This is a genomic window from Burkholderia sp. FL-7-2-10-S1-D7 (assembly GCF_001524185.1).
Classification (GTDB): domain Bacteria; phylum Pseudomonadota; class Gammaproteobacteria; order Burkholderiales; family Burkholderiaceae; genus Burkholderia; species Burkholderia diffusa.
The window spans coordinates 124919-143429 of sequence record NZ_LOWY01000072.1 but is presented as its reverse complement, the minus strand read 5'-3'; the positions used below and the strand labels follow the sequence as shown (position 1 = coordinate 143429).

At 67.0% G+C, this 18511-nt stretch carries 17 protein-coding genes; 5 read left to right on the top strand and 12 right to left on the bottom strand.

Annotation, left to right across the window (positions count from 1 at the left end):
* Nucleotides 1-5: 5 nt before the first annotated feature.
* The 7 genes from greA to gloB all read right to left on the bottom strand — a co-directional run bounded on the left by greA (nt 6) and on the right by gloB (nt 10055).
* The gene (gene greA / locus WS75_RS22140) at nt 6-482 is read right to left on the bottom strand and encodes a transcription elongation factor GreA (protein ID WP_057927897.1); all 477 of its coding nucleotides are present in this window, start codon (nt 480-482) and stop codon (nt 6-8) included.
* Nucleotides 483-600: 118 nt separating this feature from the next.
* The gene (gene carB / locus WS75_RS22135; protein ID WP_059683170.1) at nt 601-3855 is read right to left on the bottom strand and encodes a carbamoyl-phosphate synthase large subunit; all 3255 of its coding nucleotides are present in this window, start codon (nt 3853-3855) and stop codon (nt 601-603) included.
* A 49-nt stretch (nt 3856-3904) separates the two neighbouring features.
* Nucleotides 3905-4564 carry a leucine efflux protein LeuE gene (gene leuE, locus WS75_RS22130; protein WP_059603588.1) on the bottom strand — a complete coding sequence of 220 codons (660 nt, stop codon included), beginning with the start codon at nt 4562-4564 and terminating at the stop codon, nt 3905-3907.
* A gap of 37 nt (nt 4565-4601) precedes the next feature.
* Nucleotides 4602-5747 carry a glutamine-hydrolyzing carbamoyl-phosphate synthase small subunit gene (carA, locus tag WS75_RS22125; protein WP_059683168.1) on the bottom strand — a complete coding sequence of 382 codons (1146 nt, stop codon included), beginning with the start codon at nt 5745-5747 and terminating at the stop codon, nt 4602-4604.
* A 361-nt stretch (nt 5748-6108) separates the two neighbouring features.
* Nucleotides 6109-7341: an MFS transporter gene (locus tag WS75_RS22120; protein ID WP_059683167.1), complete on the bottom strand. Its 1233-nt coding sequence runs from the start codon at nt 7339-7341 to the stop codon at nt 6109-6111.
* A 168-nt stretch (nt 7342-7509) separates the two neighbouring features.
* Complete coding sequence (locus WS75_RS22115; protein WP_059683164.1) at nt 7510-9096, bottom strand: transglycosylase SLT domain-containing protein; 1587 nt, start codon at nt 9094-9096, stop codon at nt 7510-7512.
* Between the two features lie 152 nt (nt 9097-9248).
* Nucleotides 9249-10055, bottom strand: a complete 807-nt coding sequence (gene gloB / locus WS75_RS22110; protein WP_059683162.1) for a hydroxyacylglutathione hydrolase — start codon at nt 10053-10055, stop codon at nt 9249-9251.
* An 18-nt stretch (nt 10056-10073) separates the two neighbouring features.
* Here gloB and WS75_RS22105 point away from each other — a divergent pair, with 18 nt between their 5' ends.
* The 3 genes from WS75_RS22105 to dnaQ are packed head-to-tail and all read left to right on the top strand — an operon-like array spanning nt 10074 to nt 12103.
* On the top strand, nt 10074-10886 hold the full coding sequence (locus WS75_RS22105; RefSeq protein WP_059683160.1) for a class I SAM-dependent methyltransferase: 813 nt from the start codon (nt 10074-10076) through the stop codon (nt 10884-10886).
* Complete coding sequence (gene rnhA, locus WS75_RS22100) at nt 10883-11326, top strand: ribonuclease HI (protein WP_059523484.1); 444 nt, start codon at nt 10883-10885, stop codon at nt 11324-11326. The genes WS75_RS22105 and rnhA overlap by 4 nt, the downstream gene beginning before the upstream one ends.
* Before the next feature lie 42 nt (nt 11327-11368).
* On the top strand, nt 11369-12103 hold the full coding sequence (gene dnaQ / locus WS75_RS22095) for a DNA polymerase III subunit epsilon (protein ID WP_059683158.1): 735 nt from the start codon (nt 11369-11371) through the stop codon (nt 12101-12103).
* Nucleotides 12104-12137: 34 nt separating this feature from the next.
* On the opposite strand, the gene WS75_RS22090 is transcribed toward dnaQ, so the two are convergent.
* Nucleotides 12138-12470: a YnfA family protein gene (locus WS75_RS22090; RefSeq protein ID WP_059683157.1), complete on the bottom strand. Its 333-nt coding sequence runs from the start codon at nt 12468-12470 to the stop codon at nt 12138-12140.
* A gap of 529 nt (nt 12471-12999) precedes the next feature.
* Between WS75_RS22090 and proP the strand changes: the two genes are divergently transcribed.
* A complete protein-coding gene (proP, locus tag WS75_RS22085; RefSeq protein ID WP_059683154.1) occupies nt 13000-14484 on the top strand; it encodes a glycine betaine/L-proline transporter ProP in 1485 nt (494 codons plus the stop codon).
* A gap of 109 nt (nt 14485-14593) precedes the next feature.
* Here proP and WS75_RS22080 read toward each other — a convergent pair whose 3' ends face one another.
* Both WS75_RS22080 and WS75_RS22075 read right to left on the bottom strand, forming a co-directional pair.
* Nucleotides 14594-14791 (bottom strand): hypothetical protein, encoded by a 198-nt coding sequence (locus WS75_RS22080; protein ID WP_044844954.1) that lies wholly within the window; start codon nt 14789-14791, stop codon nt 14594-14596.
* A 349-nt stretch (nt 14792-15140) separates the two neighbouring features.
* Nucleotides 15141-15770, bottom strand: coding sequence for a glutathione S-transferase (locus WS75_RS22075; protein ID WP_059683151.1), 630 nt, complete (start codon nt 15768-15770; stop codon nt 15141-15143).
* A 147-nt stretch (nt 15771-15917) separates the two neighbouring features.
* Between WS75_RS22075 and phaZ the strand changes: the two genes are divergently transcribed.
* The gene (gene phaZ / locus WS75_RS22070; protein WP_059683149.1) at nt 15918-17141 is read left to right on the top strand and encodes a polyhydroxyalkanoate depolymerase; all 1224 of its coding nucleotides are present in this window, start codon (nt 15918-15920) and stop codon (nt 17139-17141) included.
* Here phaZ and WS75_RS22065 read toward each other — a convergent pair.
* Both WS75_RS22065 and WS75_RS22060 read right to left on the bottom strand, forming a co-directional pair.
* Nucleotides 17128-17796 (bottom strand): phosphoribosyltransferase, encoded by a 669-nt coding sequence (locus WS75_RS22065; RefSeq protein WP_059683238.1) that lies wholly within the window; start codon nt 17794-17796, stop codon nt 17128-17130. The genes phaZ and WS75_RS22065 overlap by 14 nt on opposite strands.
* Nucleotides 17797-17970: 174 nt before the next feature.
* Nucleotides 17971-18492 (bottom strand): phospholipase D-like domain-containing protein, encoded by a 522-nt coding sequence (locus tag WS75_RS22060; protein ID WP_059683148.1) that lies wholly within the window; start codon nt 18490-18492, stop codon nt 17971-17973.
* Nucleotides 18493-18511 lie beyond the last annotated feature (19 nt).

Genomic DNA, 18511 nt, shown 5'->3' with positions numbered 1-18511 from the left:
CCGCTTCAGATGTAGCTGACCGAGATGATTTCGTACTCGCGCACGCCGCTCGGCGCCTGCACGGCAGCGACGTCGCCTTCGGACTTGCCGATCAGCGCGCGCGCGATCGGCGAGCTGACCGAGATCAGGCCGTGATCGATATCGGCTTCGTCGTCACCGACGATCTGGTACTTGACGGTGTCGCCCGACTCGAGATCCTCGAGTTCGACGGTCGATGCGAAAACCACACGGCCTTCGGCATCGAGCACGGTGGGATCGATGACCTGCGCGGCCGACAGCTTCGATTCGAGTTCCGCGATACGACCCTCGATGAAGCCCTGCTTTTCCTTCGCCGCATCGTATTCGGCGTTTTCGGACAGGTCGCCCTGTGCGCGTGCCTCCGCGATCGCGTTGATCACGGCCGGCCGCTCGACGGACTTGAGGCGCTGCAATTCATCGCGCAGGAGTTCTGCGCCACGCTTTGTCAACGGAATGGTGCTCATAAACGGCTCAATCGCTAAAAACGGCTTTAAAAAAAATCACCGCGATTAAGCGCATTTCCGGCGAACCGGAAACACCGCTTAACCGCGGCACGTGTTGCTTCGACAGGTAACTGACCGCTTAGTTTAGGCGAGCGTGAAGACCTTGTAAATCATAGACTTCCAGATCCTTCAGGTAGCGCAAGCCTTCGACGGCCGCGCGCGCGCCCGACATCGTCGTGTAGTACGTGACCTTGTGCGCCTGCGCGCTCATGCGGATCGAACGCGAATCGGCGATCGCCTGGCGCGTCTCGTCGACCGTCGTGAACACGAGTGCGATCTCGCCGTTCTTGATCATGTCGACGATGTGCGGACGGCCGTCCTTCACCTTGTTGACGACCTTCACCGGCACGCCGGCCGCCTCGATCGCGGCAGCCGTGCCCTTGGTCGCGACGAGCGGGTAGCCGAGGTCGTGCAGCATGCGCGCGACTTCGACCGCCTTCGGCTTGTCGGCGTCCATCACGGTCAGCAGCACCGTGCCCGACTCCGGCAGGCGCGAACCGGCCGCGAGCTGCGACTTGAACAGCGCCTCGCCGAACGTCCGGCCCACGCCCATCACTTCGCCGGTCGAACGCATTTCAGGCCCGAGGACCGGATCGACGGTCGGGAACTTCACGAACGGGAACACCGCTTCCTTCACGCTGAAATACGGCGGCTCGACTTCCTTCGTCACGCCCTGCTGCGCGAGCTTCTGGCCGACCATCGCGCGCGCCGCGATCTTCGCGAGCGGCAGGCTGGTCGCCTTCGACACGTACGGCACCGTGCGCGATGCGCGCGGGTTCACTTCCAGCACGTAGATGATGTCCTGCTTCGAACCGTCCGCCTGCGGCACCTGCTGGATCGCAAACTGCACGTTCATCAGGCCGACCACGTTCAGCGCCTTCGCCATCGCACCCGTCTGGCGCTTCAGCTCGGCGACCGTTTCCTTCGACAGCGAGTACGGCGGCAGCGAGCATGCCGAGTCGCCCGAGTGGACGCCCGCCTGCTCGATGTGCTCCATCACGCCGCCGATGAACACCGACTCGCCATCGCAGATGCAGTCGACGTCGCACTCGATCGCGTCGTTCAGGAAGCGGTCGAGCAGCACCGGCGAATCGTTCGACACCTTCACGGCCTCGCGCATGTAGCGCTCGAGGTCGCGCGGCTCGTGGACGATTTCCATCGCGCGGCCACCCAGCACGTACGACGGGCGCACGACGAGCGGGTAGCCGATTTCGGCCGCCAGTGCGAGCGCTTCTTCTTCGGCGCGTGCGGTGCGGTTCGGCGGCTGGCGCAGGCCGAGGTCCTGCAGCAGTTTCTGGAAGCGTTCGCGGTCTTCGGCCGCGTCGATCATGTCCGGCGACGTGCCGATGATCGGCACACCGTGCGCCTCGAGGTCGAGCGCGAGCTTCAGCGGCGTCTGGCCGCCGTACTGGACGATCACGCCGACCGGCTTTTCCTTGTCGACGATCTCGAGCACGTCTTCCAGCGTCAGCGGCTCGAAGTACAGGCGGTCGGACGTGTCATAGTCGGTCGACACCGTTTCCGGGTTGCAGTTGACCATGATCGTTTCGTAGCCGTCCTCGCGCATCGCGAGCGCCGCGTGCACGCAGCAGTAATCGAACTCGATGCCCTGGCCGATCCGGTTCGGGCCGCCGCCCAGCACCATGATCTTCTTGTTGGTGGTCGGCTGCGCCTCGCACTCTTCCTCGTAGGTCGAGTACATGTAGGCCGTCTTGGTCGCGAACTCGGCCGCGCAGGTGTCGACGCGCTTGTAGACCGGGCGCACGTTCAGTTCGATGCGGCGGCGGCGGACGTCTTCCGGCGTCGCGCCGAGCAGCTTCGCGAGGCGGCGGTCGGAGAAGCCGCTCTGCTTCAGGTAGCGCAGCTCGTCGAACGTCAGCGATGCGAGCGTGCGGCCCGCGAGCGCCTTTTCCTTCAGGATGATCTGCTCGATCTGATGGAGGAACCACGGATCGATCGCGGTTTCCGCGAAGATTTCCTCGGCCGTCATGCCGATGCGGAATGCGTCGCCGACATACCAGATGCGGTCCGGGCCCGGCTCGTGGATCTCGATCGCGATTTCGTCGCGGTTGGTCGACTTCTCGTCGAGACCGTCGACGCCGACTTCGAGGCCGCGCAGCGCCTTCTGGAACGATTCCTGGAACGTGCGGCCGATCGCCATCACTTCGCCGACCGACTTCATCTGCGTGGTCAGGCGCGAATCGGCTTCACGGAACTTCTCGAACGCGAAACGCGGGATCTTCGTGACGACGTAGTCGATCGTCGGCTCGAACGACGCCGGCGTCTGGCCGCCGGTGATTTCGTTCTTCAGCTCGTCGAGCGTGTAGCCGACCGCCAGCTTCGCCGCGACCTTCGCGATCGGGAAGCCGGTCGCCTTCGATGCGAGCGCCGACGAACGCGACACGCGCGGGTTCATCTCGATGACGACCATGCGGCCGTCCTTCGGGTTGATCGAGAACTGCACGTTCGAGCCGCCGGTGTCGACGCCGATCTCGCGCAGCACCGCGAGCGATGCGTTACGCAGGATCTGGTATTCCTTGTCGGTGAGCGTCTGCGCCGGCGCGACCGTGATCGAGTCGCCGGTGTGCACGCCCATCGGATCGAGGTTTTCGATCGAGCACACGATGATGCAGTTGTCGGCGCGGTCGCGCACGACTTCCATCTCGTATTCCTTCCAGCCGAGCAGCGACTCTTCGATCAGCAGCTCGCGCGTGGGCGACAGGTCGAGACCGCGCTTGCAGATCTCTTCAAATTCTTCGCGGTTGTATGCGATACCGCCGCCCGAGCCGCCGAGCGTGAACGACGGACGGATCACGACCGGGTAACCGCTGCCGCCCGTCTCCGCCATGATCTCGGCGTGCACCTTGGTCGCCTCTTCCATCGAGTGCGCGATGCCCGACTTCGCGGAACCGAGACCGATCTTGGTCATCGCTTCCTTGAATTTCTGGCGGTCTTCCGCCTTGTCGATCGCTTCCGGCGACGCGCCGATCAGTTCGACGCCGAACTTCTCGAGCACGCCGTGGTGGTGCAGGTCGAGCGCGCAGTTCAGCGCGGTCTGGCCGCCCATCGTCGGCAGGATCGCGTCCGGGCGCTCCTTCTCGATGATGCGTGCGACGACTTCCCACGTGATCGGCTCGATGTAGGTCACGTCGGCCGTGTTCGGGTCAGTCATGATCGTCGCCGGGTTGCTGTTGACGAGAATGACCTTGTAGCCCTCCTCACGCAACGCCTTGCAAGCCTGCGCGCCCGAATAGTCGAACTCGCACGCCTGGCCGATGATGATCGGGCCGGCGCCGATGATGAGGATGCTTTTGATGTCTGTGCGTTTTGGCATGGCTTGTGAATTCAATAAGTAATCGTTGTCGTGGGTCGGCCGGCTGCGCTCAGCTCATCGTGGCGAGCGCGAGCTTCACCGAGAATCCGATGAACAGGCCGCCCACGCTGCTCGCCGCGCCTGCTGCAAGCTTGCGGCGGCGGCGGAAGTGCTCGGCGAGCCGCGCACCCGCGAAGATCAGCGTGCTCAGGTACAGGAAGCTCGCGCATTGCGCGATCGCCCCGAGCACGACGAACGACAGCGCGGGATGCGGGAATGCCGGGTCGACGAACTGGATGAAGAACGAGATGAAGAACAGGATCGCCTTCGGATTCAGCAGGCTCACGATCAGCGCCTTGCGGAACGGCCGCTCGCCGTCGACCGCACGCGGCGCATCGGCCGGCGCATCGGCGCGCGCGCGCAGCTTCTGCCACGCGCTGCGCAGCATCCCCGTGCCGATGTACAGCAGGTACGCGGCACCGCCGTACTTGACGACGGAGAACAGCAGCGGGTTCGCCTTCAGCAGCGACGCGACGCCCGCGGCGGACAGCACCATGAGCACCGTGTCGCCCAGGAACACGCCGCAGGCCGCGCGATAGCCGGCCTTCACGCCGCGCTGCGCCGCGAGCGACAGCACGTACATCGAGTTCGGCCCCGGCAGCAGGATGATGAAGATCACGCCGAACACGTAGGTCCAGATATCCGTGATGCCGAGTGCGTGGCCGAACATGATGCGAATCTCCCGTTCTTCGGTTGCTTCAGTCGCGTCAGGCGTTGCGCTGCTTCGCCGCGTCCATCAGTGCGGTGAAACGGTCGAACAGATACGCGATGTCGTGCGGGCCGGGCGACGCTTCCGGGTGACCCTGGAAGCAGAATGCCGGCTTGTCGGTCAGCTCGAAGCCCTGCAGCGTGCCGTCGAACAGCGACACGTGCGTCACGCGCGCGTTCGCCGGCAGCGAATCCGCGTCGACCGCGAAACCATGGTTCTGCGACGTGATCACCACGCGACCGTCGCCGAGATCCTTCACCGGGTGGTTCGCGCCGTGGTGGCCCGTCTTCATCTTCAGCGTCTTCGCGCCGACCGCGAGGCCCATGATCTGGTGGCCGAGGCAGATGCCGAAGGTCGGCACGCCGCGCTCGATGAACTCCTTGGCCGCCGCGATCGCGTAGTCGCACGGCTCCGGGTCGCCCGGGCCGTTCGACAGGAAGATGCCGTCCGGATTCAGCGCGAGCGCGTCGGCCGCGCTCGCCTCGGCCGGCAGCACCGTCACGTGGCAGCCGCGCTCCGCGAGCATGCGCAGGATGTTGTACTTGACGCCGAAGTCGTACGCGACGACACGGTACTTCGGCGCTTCCTGCATGCCGTAGCCGCTGCCGAGGCGCCATTCGGTCTGCTTCCACTCGAACGGCTTCGTGGTCGACACGACCTTCGCGAGATCCATGCCCGCGAGGCCGGGGAACGAGCGAGCGAGTTCGATCGCGTTCGCCTCGTCGTTCGAGCCGGCCAGGATGCAACCGTTCTGCGCGCCCTTGTCGCGCAGGATACGGGTCAGCTTGCGGGTATCGATGCCGGCGATCGCGACGACGCCTTCGTCGCGCAGGTAGTCGCCGAGCGTGCGGTCCATGCGGAAATTCGATGCGAGCGTCGGCAGATCACGGATGATCAGGCCGGCGGCATGGACTTTCGTGGCTTCGACATCTTCGGCGTTGACGCCGACGTTGCCGATATGCGGGTAGGTGAGCGTGACGATCTGACGCGCGTAGCTCGGATCAGTCAGGATTTCCTGATAGCCGGTAATCGCGGTGTTGAACACGACTTCACCGATCGTGTGGCCTTCGGCCCCGATCGAATAACCACGAAAGACCGTGCCGTCGGCGAGTGCAAGCAAGGCGGGAGAAAAAGACGGCAACACGGGAGGCTCCTTGGGGAACACCCTGCTGCCGACCTGTTTACCCTGCCGCGCGAGCGCCGCACTGCGTAGGCGCGCGGAGTCGCTAGCTGGACGCGACCTGCTGTGTCGGCACGCGAACCCGGCGCGTGGCGCACGAGGCTTCGCGGCATCGCCCGACAGGCGGCGTGCGGCGGATGAACGGGATAAGTGAGGTAGGCGCTAGGGTGCGAGGTTGATCAGCACAAACTTTCAAATTATAGCCCGAAAATGACCTTATCTTCAATTGATATGGCCGTCCGATCACGCATACGGCGCGTGCAATGCCGTGACATCGCGCGCGACATTCCTTGCTGCGGCCCCGTTTCCGCAGCCGCCCTACCCGTCAGCGTACCGCCGGATCAACGTGCTTGCCAGCGCTGCGCGCGGGCCACACGTACCAGACCGCGCTCGCAAGCTGCAGCGCGAGCAGCACGCTCCACGCGGTGACGTGGGCGGCCGCCGGGTAATGGCCGTCGACGGCCAGCCAGTGCGACAGCACCGCGCCGATACCGATCTGGAACGCAAAGATCAGCACGAAGATCACGAGCGTCAGCGTCGTGTTCGCGCGACCGATCAGATGGGCCGGGAACTGACCGGCAAGCACAGCATAGGTCAGGATCCCGACGCCGCCGAACATTCCGTAGGCCGCCCACAGCACGGCCGGCGGCAGCGGCACGCGCGCGACGATCGCGATTTGCGTGGCGACGAACAGCACCATGCCGACGCCGCAAAATGCCTGGACGGACACCCCGCGGCGCTCGAGCACGCGCGCGGCCGCGCCGAAACCGACACAGCCGGCCATCATCGCGAAGCCGAGCACCGACACGAGCCGTGCGGCGTGCTGCGCATCGAACCCCGCGACGTCGCGCAGGTACGGACCGACCCACAGCGACTGCATCGCGTAGAACACGCCCTGCGTGACGATCGAGAATGACGAGATCTTCCAGAATGCGCGGCTGCCCAGGATGTGCCACGTGCCCTTGAACTGGCTGACGAGTCCGCCCTGATGGCGCGGCCGCTCGGCTTCCGGCGCACCGAAGCCGATCGCGGCCGCGACGACGACCGTCAGCACCGCGAGGCCGCCGCAGATCACGCGCCAGCTCGTCACGCCGAGCAGCCAGGTCAACGGCGAGCCGACCGCGACGCCGCCGAGGCCGCCGACGGCCATCACGAGACCGTTGACGAGCGGCAGCCGACCGACCGGAAAATGCTGCGCGAGCGCCTTGAACGCCGCACCGAGACACACCGATACGCCGACGCCGATCAGCAGCCGGCCGACCATCATCGTGCCGAGGTCGTGCGCGACGCCAAACACGGCGGCACCGGCGGCCGCGAACAGCAGCATCCCGGCCGTCACGCGGCGCGGGCCGAAATGGTCGAGCAGCACGCCGGCCGGAATCTGCGCGCCGGCAAAGCCGAGGAAATAGAGACTGGTGAGCAGCCCGAGATCGGCGGCCGAGAGCCCGAGCTCGTGCGTGACGAACGGCGCGAAGCCGAGATTGACGCCGCGGAACACATAGGACACGAAATATCCGACCGCAAACAGCGCGAGCACCCTCACCTGCACCGACGACATCGTTCCTCCTCGTGATCCGATCCCGGCTCCGCGAAGCAGCGACCCCGCTGCCACGCACAAACGAAAACGCCGTCACCTCGGTGACGGCGTTGCTTCGTGATTCATCGGATGATAACGCAAACGCATGGTCCGGCAGGACCGCGTCGCTGCGCCGCGGTCGCGACCGCGTTACTTCTTCTTGCCCTTGCTTGCAGCGGCCTTCGGCGCGGCCTTGGCCGGCGCCGCCTTCGCGGGAGCAGCCTTCGTCGCGCGAGCCGCCGGCTTTACGGCACCGCGCTTCGCGCCGCGCGACTTGCCGCCGACGGACAGGCTCGCGCGCTCGATATGCGCGCCGGAGGTCGACGTCGCGATCCGCTCCGGACCCGGCTCGGCCGGCACCGCGCGGCCGACCGGCACGTGCAGCACGAGCGCCTGGCCCGGCATCGCGAGATCGCGATGCGTGCGGTTCCATGCCTTCAGCTGGCCGACCGACACGCCGTAGCGGCCGGCGATCGCCGCCATCGACTGCTTGCGGCGCACGCGGATCAGCATCTTGCGCGTATCGGGTACGTCGGGCTCCATCGCGAGTACGCCGTTTTCCGCAACGTCCGCGCTGATGTCCTCGTCGTCGTCATCGCCGCGCGGCACGACGATCGTCGAGCCCGGCTTCAGGCGCATGCCGGCGGGAATCTTGTTGACCGACATCAGCGTGTCGGCGTCGACACCGATCTTCTCGGCGATCGCGGCCGGGCGCGCGCGCTCGCTGACCGTATAGGTGGTCCACGTCGACAACTGGCCGCTGTAGGCCTTCAGGTTCTTCTCGAACGCTGACGCGTTGTCGAACGGCAGCAGGATCTGCGGCTCGGTCGCGCCGAGGATCACCGGCTTCGAGAACGACGGGTTCAGCGAACGGAACTCGTCGAGCGACAGGTTCGCGAGCTTCGCGGCCACCGCCACGTCGATGTCGCGCGACGTCGTGACCGTCACGAAATACGGGTGGTTCGGGATCTCCGGCAGCGTCAGGCCGAACTGCTGCGGATTCGCGATGATGTTCTTCACCGCCTGCAGCTTCGGCACGTAGTTGCGCGTCTCGTTCGGCATCCGCAGGCTCTGGTAGTCGGTCGGCAGGCCGGCCGCCTGGTTGCGTGCGATCGCACGCTGCACGTTGCCCTCGCCCCAGTTGTACGCGGCCAGCGCCAGATACCAGTCGCCGAACATGTCATGCAGGCGCGACAGGTAGTCGAGCGCGGCGCTCGTCGACGCGAGGACGTCGCGGCGCTCGTCCTGCCACATGTTGCGCTTCAGGTTGTACGTGCGGCCCGTGCCCGGCATGAACTGCCACATGCCGGCCGCCTTCGCGACCGACAGCGCCTGCGGATTGAACGCGGATTCGATGAACGGCAGCAGCGCGAGCTCGGTCGGCATATGGCGCGCCTCGAGCTCCTCGACGATGTGATACAGATACTTCTGCGAGCGCTCGGTCATGCGCTGCACGTAATCGGGACGCTGCGTGTACCAGGTCGTCTGCATGTCGACGAGGTCGCTCTGCAGGTCGGGCATCTGGAAGCCGCGACGGATGCGGCCCCAGAGATCGGAATCTGCACTGGTCAGGTCGCCGACGGATTGCTTGTCGACGTCGACAGTTTCTTTGGCGGTGGCTGATTTACGGAGGTAGTTGGACGCTGCCTGCGAATCGGCGGCGTTGTTGGCGACAGGCGCCTGGCTCGCACAAGCGGCGAGCAGCAGAACCACCATCGCACTCAATATAAGTCGCATGAAAATCTCGGCTTCCGACGGCTGGAAATTGCAGGCGATACTACGGAAGTGCGTGCTTCACGTCAATAAAAACACCGAAAACTCAGCCAAATCCTACAGTTGGAGCAATTTTTACAGACTCCGCTTGAGCTTTTGGAGTCCTCCCGAAATTCTCATCGGAACCGGTTTTTCCACTCGCGCATCAGCGTGAATGCCGCCAGGCGATCCGGCACCGCTTCGTGCAGCTCGGCCTCGAGCGTCGCATGGATGGCCGCGCTGTCCGACCGCATGAACGGGTTGACGGCGCGTTCGTGCGCGATCGTAGTGGGCAGCGTCGGCACGCCGCGCGCGCGCAGCGCCTGCGCTTCGTCGCGCCAGGCGGCGAGCGCCGCATTGCCCGGTTCGCACGCGAGCGCGAAGCGGATGTTCGACAGCGTATATTCGTGTGCGCAATGCACGCGGGTGTCGCCGGGCAGCGCCGCGAGCGCGTCGAGCGACGCGAGCATCTGCGCGGGCGTGCCTTCGAACAGGCGACCGCAGCCACATGAGAACAGCGTGTCGCCGCAGAACACGTGAGGGTTGGCGGCACCCTGCCCGGCCGCCTGGAAATAGGCGATGTGACCGCGCGTATGCCCCGGCACGTCGAGCACGTCGAACGTGAGCGCCGGTGCGTCGAGCGTCACGCGATCGCCGCCCGCGAGCGGCCGCATGACCACGCCGATCGCCTCGGCCGCCGGGCCGAAAACGACCAGTGGCACATCGTCCGGTTGGCCATCGCGCAGCGCGGCGACACCGCCGACATGGTCGGCGTGATGGTGCGTGAGTAAAATAGCGGTCAACCGCCATCCGCGTTCGGCAAGAACACGGCGTACGGGCGCGGCTTCACCCGGATCGACGGCGATCGCATCGCGGCCGTCCGAGACGAGCCAGATATAGTTGTCTTCGAATGCCGGAACCGGCACGTATTCCAGCTCGTTCATGGGCGCGCAATCATCGTTATGTCCGATCGTCAAATTATAGACTGGCCCGCCTGGACCGACTCGCCGCCCGGCCGCTACGTGCTGGACTGGGAGCAAGCGCAGCTCGACCGGATCGTGTCCGACGTCTTCGGGTTTCACGCGCTGCAGCTCGGCCTGCCGCAGCTCGATGCGCTGCGCGAGAACCGCATGCCGTATCGCGGCCTCGTGCTCGACCCGGCGAGCGGCGCGAGCGCGCCCTACCAGTATCCGTGGGCACGCGAGGCGCACGCGCCCGAACACGCGCCGGCCGGTCGCAGCACGACGTGGTGCGACCTGCTCGACCTGCCGTTCGAGTCGCAGAGCGTCGACCTGATCGTGATGCCGCACACGCTTGAATTCACGTCCGACCCTCACCGCCTGCTGCGCGAAGCCGAGCGCGTGCTGATGCCGGAAGGCCAGCTCGTGATCACCGGCTTCAATTCGTTGAGCCTGTGGGGCATGCGGCAATCGTTCGGACGCATGGCGAACCGTCCGTTCGTGCCGGCCGCGCGCGACCAGATCGCGTTCATCCGGCTCAAGGACTGGATCAAGCTGCTCGGCTTCGATCTCGAGCGCGGCCGCTTCGGCTGCTACCGGCCGCCGCTCGTCACCGACAAATGGCTTGCCCGCTGCGGCTTCATGGAAGCCGCCGGCGACCGCTGGTGGCCAATCTTCGGCGCCGTCTACATGGTCACGGCCGTCAAGCGCGTGCGCGGCATGCGCCTCGTCGGCCCGATCAAGATGAAGAAGCCCGTGCTCGCGCCGGGCCTCACGCCGGCGGCCACCCCGACCACCCATCAAGAACACTCATGACCACCGACACCATCGACATCTATACCGACGGCGCCTGCAAGGGCAATCCCGGCCCCGGCGGCTGGGGCGCACTGCTGCGCTACGGCGACCGCGAAAAGGAGCTGTTCGGCGGCGAACCCGACACGACCAACAACCGCATGGAACTGATGGGCGTGATCGCCGCGCTCGAGGCGCTGAAACGGCCGTGCCGCGTGATCGTCCATACCGACTCGCAATACGTGCAGAAAGGCATCAGCGAGTGGATTCACGGCTGGAAGAAGAAGGGCTGGGTCACCGCGGCGAAAACCCCGGTGAAGAACGCCGACCTGTGGAAGCGCCTCGACGCGCTCGTCGCGCAGCACGAGGTCGAGTGGCGCTGGGTGAAGGGCCATGCGGGCCACCCCGAAAACGAACGCGCGGACGCGCTCGCGAATCGCGGTGTCGAATCGCTCGTGGCCTGATCGCAGGCCGCCCACCCTACTGTCCTTCCCGATTTATCCGACATGCGCCAGATCATTCTCGATACCGAAACCACCGGCCTGAATCCCCGCACGGGCGACCGCCTGATCGAAATCGGCTGCGTCGAGCTGCTGAACCGGCGGCTCACCGGCAATAACCTGCACATCTACGTGAACCCCGAGCGCGACAGCGATCCGGGCGCGCTGGCCGTGCACGGCCTCACGACCGAATTCCTGAGCGACAAGCCGAAGTTCGCGGAAGTCGTCGACCAGATCCGCGACTTCGTGAAGGGCGCCGAGCTGATCATCCACAACGCGCCGTTCGACCTCGGGTTCCTCGACGCCGAATTCGCCCGGCTCGACCTGCCGCCGTTCAGCGAGCATTGCAGCGGCGTGATCGACACGCTCGTGCAGGCCAAGCAGATGTTTCCCGGCAAGCGCAATTCGCTCGACGCGCTGTGCGACCGGTTCGGCATCAGCAACGCGCACCGCACGCTGCACGGCGCACTGCTCGACTCGGAACTGCTCGCCGAGGTCTATCTCGCGATGACGCGCGGCCAGGACAGCCTCGTGATCGACATGCTCGACGACGCAGGCGCCGACGGCGGCGCGGCGAACGGCCAGCGCGTGTCGCTCGCGTCGCTCGACCTGCCGGTTCTCACGGCGAGCGACGACGAACTCGCCGCCCACCAGACCCAACTCGACGAACTCGACAAGTCGGTCAAGGGCACCTGCGTGTGGCGCAAGTCCGCCGACGCGGACGCCGCCGAAGCGGCCTGACGCGGCATCTCCCGACCGGCGCCTGCAGCCGCGCTCACGCGCGCGGCTGCAGCGCGATGATGGCCATCCCGCCGAGCGCGAGCACCGCGCCAGCCACATCCCACCGGGACAGCGCGATGCCGTCGACCACCCGTAGCCAGATCAGCGCCACCGCGATATACACGCCGCCGTACGCCGCATAGGTGCGCCCCGCCGCGCTCGGATGCAGCGTCAGCAGCCACGCGAACAACGCGAGCGACAGCGCTGCCGGCACCAGCAGCCACGCGGGCCGGCCGCCCTTCAGCACGAGCCAAGGCAGGTAGCAGCCGACGATTTCGGCCAGTGCAGTCACGGCGAACAGCGCCGCAATCCTGATCAGTTCGGTCATCCGGTTCCTCGCAGATTCGCCCCACCCGCCCGGTGGGCCGCGCGCCGCCGATCATACCGGAGGCGACCCAGGCGGAACCGCCGCCAGACGGGGGATTCCAGGCAATTTGCACGATCGTCTGCCATCGTGCTATCATGTCGCCTGTTTCAACATTCAATATCTATCTATTCGATTTCGAAAAGAGTCCGTCCGCGCGTTGCGGGCCGGTGCTTCGACCGAAATTGCATCCACAGGAAAGCCCGCCCGACAGGCCCGCTTTTCTCGTTTCGTTGCCCCTCCGGGGCGCTTGCCGGAACGCCGGACACCGTCCGCACCGGCATCTGCCGCTCGCATCACGCGGCCCATTCTTCATGAGCGCACAGTCGCGACGGCCCATCGGGCCCGCGTCGAAGCAGTCCCTTACGGCCCTTTACCGCCTCATGTGCAGTAAGTGCTTAAATGGCTTGCCCCGACGCGCAGCACGCGACATCGCGCTCGCCGGCAAACCGTGTCGGACGGCTCGCCCGTTCCGGCGCAGTCAAAGGAGTGCATGACCTTGACCGCAACACACGTCAGCCCGACCGCTGCTTCTTCCTCCACGTCGTCCGGCGAGGCCCCACTCGCCGCGGACGACATTACCGTCGTCGACCAGAGCCTGCTCAAGCGCGCCGTCAGCGCGATGGCCATCGGCAATGCGATGGAATGGTTCGACTTCGGCGTCTACAGCTATATCGCCGTCACGCTCGGCAAGGTATTCTTCCCGTCCAGCAGCCCGTCCGCTCAGCTGCTCGCGACCTTCGGCACGTTCGCCGCCGCGTTCCTCGTGCGTCCGCTCGGCGGCATGGTGTTCGGCCCGCTCGGCGACCGCATCGGCCGCCAGCGCGTGCTCGCCGCCACCATGATCATGATGGCCGTCGGCACCTTCGCGATCGGCCTGATCCCCAGCTACGCGTCGATCGGCATCATGGCGCCGATTCTGCTGCTCGTCGCCCGCCTCGTGCAGGGCTTCTCGACCGGCGGCGAATACGGCGGCGCCGCCACCTTCATCGCCGAGTTCTCGACCGACAAGCGCCGCGGCTTCATGGGCAGCTTCCTCGAGTTCGGCACGCTGATCGGCTATGTAATGGGTGCGGGCGTCGTCGCGCTGCTGACCGCGTCGCTGTCGCAGGAGGCGCTGCTGTCGTGGGGCTGGCGCGTGCCGTTCCTGATCGCCGGCCCGCTCGGCCTGATCGGCCTCTACATCCGGATGAAGCTCGAGGAAACGCCCGCGTTCAAGCGCCAGGCCGAAGAGCGCGAAGCGCAGGACAAGGCCGTGCCGAAGGCGCGCTTCCGCGAAACGCTGATGCGCAACTGGCGTGTGCTGCTGCTCTGCGTCGGCCTCGTGCTGATCTTCAACGTGACCGACTACATGGTGCTGTCGTACCTGCCGAGCTTCATGTCGTCGACGCTGCACTTCGACGAATCGCACAGCCTCGTGCTCGTGCTGATCGTGATGGTGCTGATGATGCCGCTGACGCTCGCCGCCGGCCGCCTGTCGGACAGGATCGGCCGCAAGCCCGTGATGCTGGCCGGCTGCGTCGGCCTGCTCGTGCTGTCGATCCCGTCGATGATGCTGATCCATGCGGGCACCACCGCGTCGGTGTTCGGCGGCCTGCTGATCCTCGGCGTGCTGCTGTCGTGCTTCACCGGTGTGATGCCGTCGGCACTGCCGGCGCTGTTCCCGACCGAGATCCGCTACGGCGCGCTCGCGATCGGCTTCAACGTGTCGGTGTCGCTGTTCGGCGGCACGACGCCGCTCGTCACCGCGTGGCTCGTCGACGTGACCCATAACCTGATGATGCCCGCGTACTACATGATGGGCGCCGCCGTGATCGGCATCGTGTCGGTCGTCGCGCTTGCCGAAACCGCGCGCCAGCCGCTCAAGGGCTCGCCGCCGGCCGTCGCGACGCGCCGCGAGGCGCACCAGCTGGTTCGCCAGATGCGCGAGGACGACGACGCGGAGATTTACGGCGCCGTATCGACTGCACGCGCCTGAGCATCGCCCAAGAAAAAGCCCCGGCAAAAGCCGGGGCTCGATCGAATCCGATCTGCCCGACCGGCTTGCGCCGGCCGGGCTTTTTTTCATCTGTTGGGTGGCTGCGCGATCATGCGTGCGCTTCGCAGTGGCGGCAGAAGATCAGCGCCCGCGAACGCGACACCGCAGCCTGCGCACCGCGCGCCGCGACGATCAGGCCGACCTGGCCGAGATTGAAATCGCGCTCGACCATCAGCTGCGTCAACGCGGCAAGCGGCAACACGACGGACGGGTGGTACAGACTCGATTCGATCAGCGCTCTCATCATCGGCTCCATCAGGCAATGCGTATTCGATGGAGTGGATTCTAGGGACCGGCCGCAACCGGATAAACAGCGCGGATGCGAAGTCACTTGTCAGTGACGGAGAACAATCGGCCGGGCCTTTGGCGCACGGGGCCGAGCGGGTCGCGGCGGATGGTTCGGGAACGCCAGACGGAGCGTGCGCGGCGGCGTCTTGCGGACGCCGCGCCGGGCGAAAACGGGCGACCGGGCAACCTGGCGACCGATAGCGGCCGGGTCGATCCGTGCCGGAAACCGGCACGCGTCCCGGCGGAATCGCACGCCGGTTACATCGCCCACCGCCCTCGCGCCCGCGCCGACGCGACAGCCGCCTGCTTCAGGCGAGCGGCGTCTCGACAAACGCCGGCAGCGCTTCCGCCCGAGCCGAATGCGCGGCGAGTGCCGGATAACGGGCCGGATCGATCCGTGCGAGTGCCGGGTAATCGGCAGCCATGAATTGCGTGAAGCGCCACGCGACGGCGACGGTCACGTCGGACTGCAGCAGGCGCGCGCCGCCGAGCCAGCCATTCGCGGCCGCGACGAGCGGCTCGAGCTCGCCATACGCGGCCTCGATCTGGCCCAGTACGCGCTCGAGCCATGGCGCGTGCTGCTTCTCGGCTGGCCGCAGCGCGTGCTCGTACACCACCTGCACGGTCTTCTCCGCCGCTGCCAGCGCGAATCCGACCGGCACGAGCGTGCGCAGCCGCGCGTCGGCGGCGTCGGGCAGCAGGCGCCGCTCAGGCGCGACGCAATGGTCGAGATAGTCGACGATCAGCGACGAATCGATCAGCGTCGCACCGTCGTCGGTCACGAGGGTCGGCGCCTTCACGACCGGGTTGAATGTCTGGAACTTGTCGAACTGACGGAACACCGAGATCGACTCGTGTTCGAACGGCAGGTCGAGCAGCTTCGCCGAAATGGCGGCACGGCGCACGAACGGGGAATCCAGCATGCCGATCAGCTTCATCGAGAACGCTCCGCTTGAGGGAATGGGACCGACGACTGTAGCAGCGCCGTGTGTCGCCGCCTAGGGCTTGTTCGCGTTTCCGACACCCGCTGCGCGGCCAGAGTGACCATAATGCAGATTCACGCCCCCTCCGCCCCAAGGTTCGCCATGTGGTACACCGTCGTCGAGCAGCAGCGGGAATGGATGCGCGCCTGGCGCGCGGCGACGCGCCACGCGTTCGACGCATGGCCCGCCGCGACGCTGGCGCACGCCGCGTCGTCGTGCTACGACGACCTGTTCGAGCCGCTCCTCGGGCCCGCCGCCGGGCCGCCGCGATTCGAGATCCGGCGCCCGGCGATCGACGAGCGGATCGTCGCGCGCACGCCGTTCTGCCAGCTGCGACGCTTCGCGCGCGACGCCGCGCGGCGCACGGTGCTGCTGTGCGCACCGCTCGCCGGACATGCGGCCGTGATGATGCGGGAGACCGTCGAGGCGCTGCTCGCGGACGGCGACGTCTGCGTGACCGACTGGGTCAATGCGCGCGACGTCCCGCTCGCGGCGGGTCGCTTCGGGCTCGACGAATACGTGGCGACGCTCGACGGCTTCGTCGACGCGCTCGCCCGCGACGAGCGACCGCTGCACGTCGTCGCCGTGTGCCAGGCCACCGTTCCCGCGCTCGGCGCACTTGCGCTGCGCGCCACTCGCGGCCTCGCACCACCCGCGAGCATCACGCTGATCGGCGGGCCGCTCGACGCGCGCGTCAACCCGACCACGCTCGGCACGACCGCCGCGTCCCGGTCGCTCGCGTGGTGCCGCCGCCACCTGATCGACATTGTGCCGCCGCGCTTCCCCGGCCGCGGCCGGCACGTGTTCCCGACCTATCTTCAGCAAGGCGAGATCGCGCTGCTGTATCCGCAACGCTTTCTGACGCTGATCGAGGACTACGCGCGCGCGGCGTCGCATTTCGACCTGACGGCGCTGGCGGACGCACGGCGTGCGCTGCGCGAATACACGGCGCTGCTCGACATGCCGGCCGAATACTTCCTGGATACCGTCGATATCGTGTTTCAGCGAATGTGCCTCGCGAACGGCACGTGGGACGTCGGCGGGCAGCGCGTCGAGCCGGCCGCGCTGCGCGGCGTCACGCTGCTGACGGTCGAAGGCGAATGCGACGCCGTCACGGGCATCGGCCAGACGCACGCAGCGCTCGCCATGTGTCGCGGCCTCGAGGCCGGCGAGCGCCAGCGCCTCGATGTCGGCGATTGCGATCATTACGGGTTGTTCACGGGCGCGCGCTGGCAACGCGAAGTCCATCCGGCGCTGCAGCGCGTATTCGTGCAGGCCGAAGCCGCTCGCCCGGGATCGCGCCGGCGCCGTATCAGGCGGACGTGATGTCGTCGTCAGGCGCGCGGGCCGCGTCGAGGAGCGCACGCACCTCGTCGTCCCCGGTCTGGTCGAAACGCGCGTAGAACTGGCTGATCCCGAAGAACGACAGCGGCTGCAACACCGTCACGAACGCGTCGGCCAGATCGTCGAACGCATGCCGGGCACCGTCCGGCGCGACGGGTGCGGCCGCCACGATGCGCGCGGGATGGCGTTCGCGCAGCGCCTGCAGCGCAACGCGCATCGACGCGCCGGTCGCGACGCCATCGTCGACGACGATCGCGATCCGGCCGTCGACCGGCAGCGGCGGCCGGGCGCCGCGATACAGCGCTTCGCGGCGCTGCAGTTCGGCTGTCTCGCGCGCGATCACGTCGGCCAGTTGCGCATCGGTCACGCCCATCGCGCGGATCGCCGAATGCTGCAGGTGGATCGCTCCGCCGGTCGCGATCGCGCCGATCGCGAATTCCGGATCGGACGGCATGCCGAGCTTGCGCACCACCAGCACGTCGAGCGGCGCGCGCAGCGCCTGCGCGACCGGGAATGCGACCGGCACGCCGCCACGCGGCAGCGCGAGCACGACGACGTCGCGACGCCCCGCATACTCCTGCAGCGCATGCGCAAGCCGGCGCCCCGCGTCGGCACGATCGGCAAAACACTCGATCACGATGGCTCCCTGCCCGTTGCGCCGGATGCGCGACACGCGCACCGGCAACCTGTTCAACGAGCATGGTTCATCGGACGCGCCGATGCAAGCAGGGTCATACCGGCGCGCGCGGCATGCGGATTACGGCGGGAAAAGGATGGGTGGCGTTTGCCCGGGCGGTCCGCCGTCAGGCGCTCAGAGCCCGCCGGCCTGCCGATACAGCCGCCAGAACGACTGCGCGTACGACTGCGCGAGCTCCGGTGCGCGATGGAACACGTTCACCGTTTCCGCGTGCGCGGGCGCGCCGTCGGACAGTGTCGTCAGCGCGACGCTGTCGTCGACGATCACGAAGCGCGGCGCGGGATCGCCGTGCCGCGAATCGATCGCGACGTCGATGCCGGCCGATTTCAGATAACCCGCGCCGCTGTACTTGCCCGTACGCGACGAACGCACCAGCACGACCCGCACTTCGATCCCGCGCGAACGCGCGTCGCGCAGCGCCGCCGCGACCGCGGGCGGCACGTACGCGTAGCCGGCCAGCAGCACGCGGCGCTGCGCCTGTCCGATCAGGTCGACGGTCGCGTCGGCCGCCGCATTGTCATACGAGAAGTACGTACCGACCGATGCGGCATCGGACGGAATCGGGCTGGCGTGGGCGGTCGCCGCGCAGCAAAGCACGGCGAGGAGGAAGGCGACTGATCTCATGGCGGGCGCCATTGTAGCGACGCCAATCCGC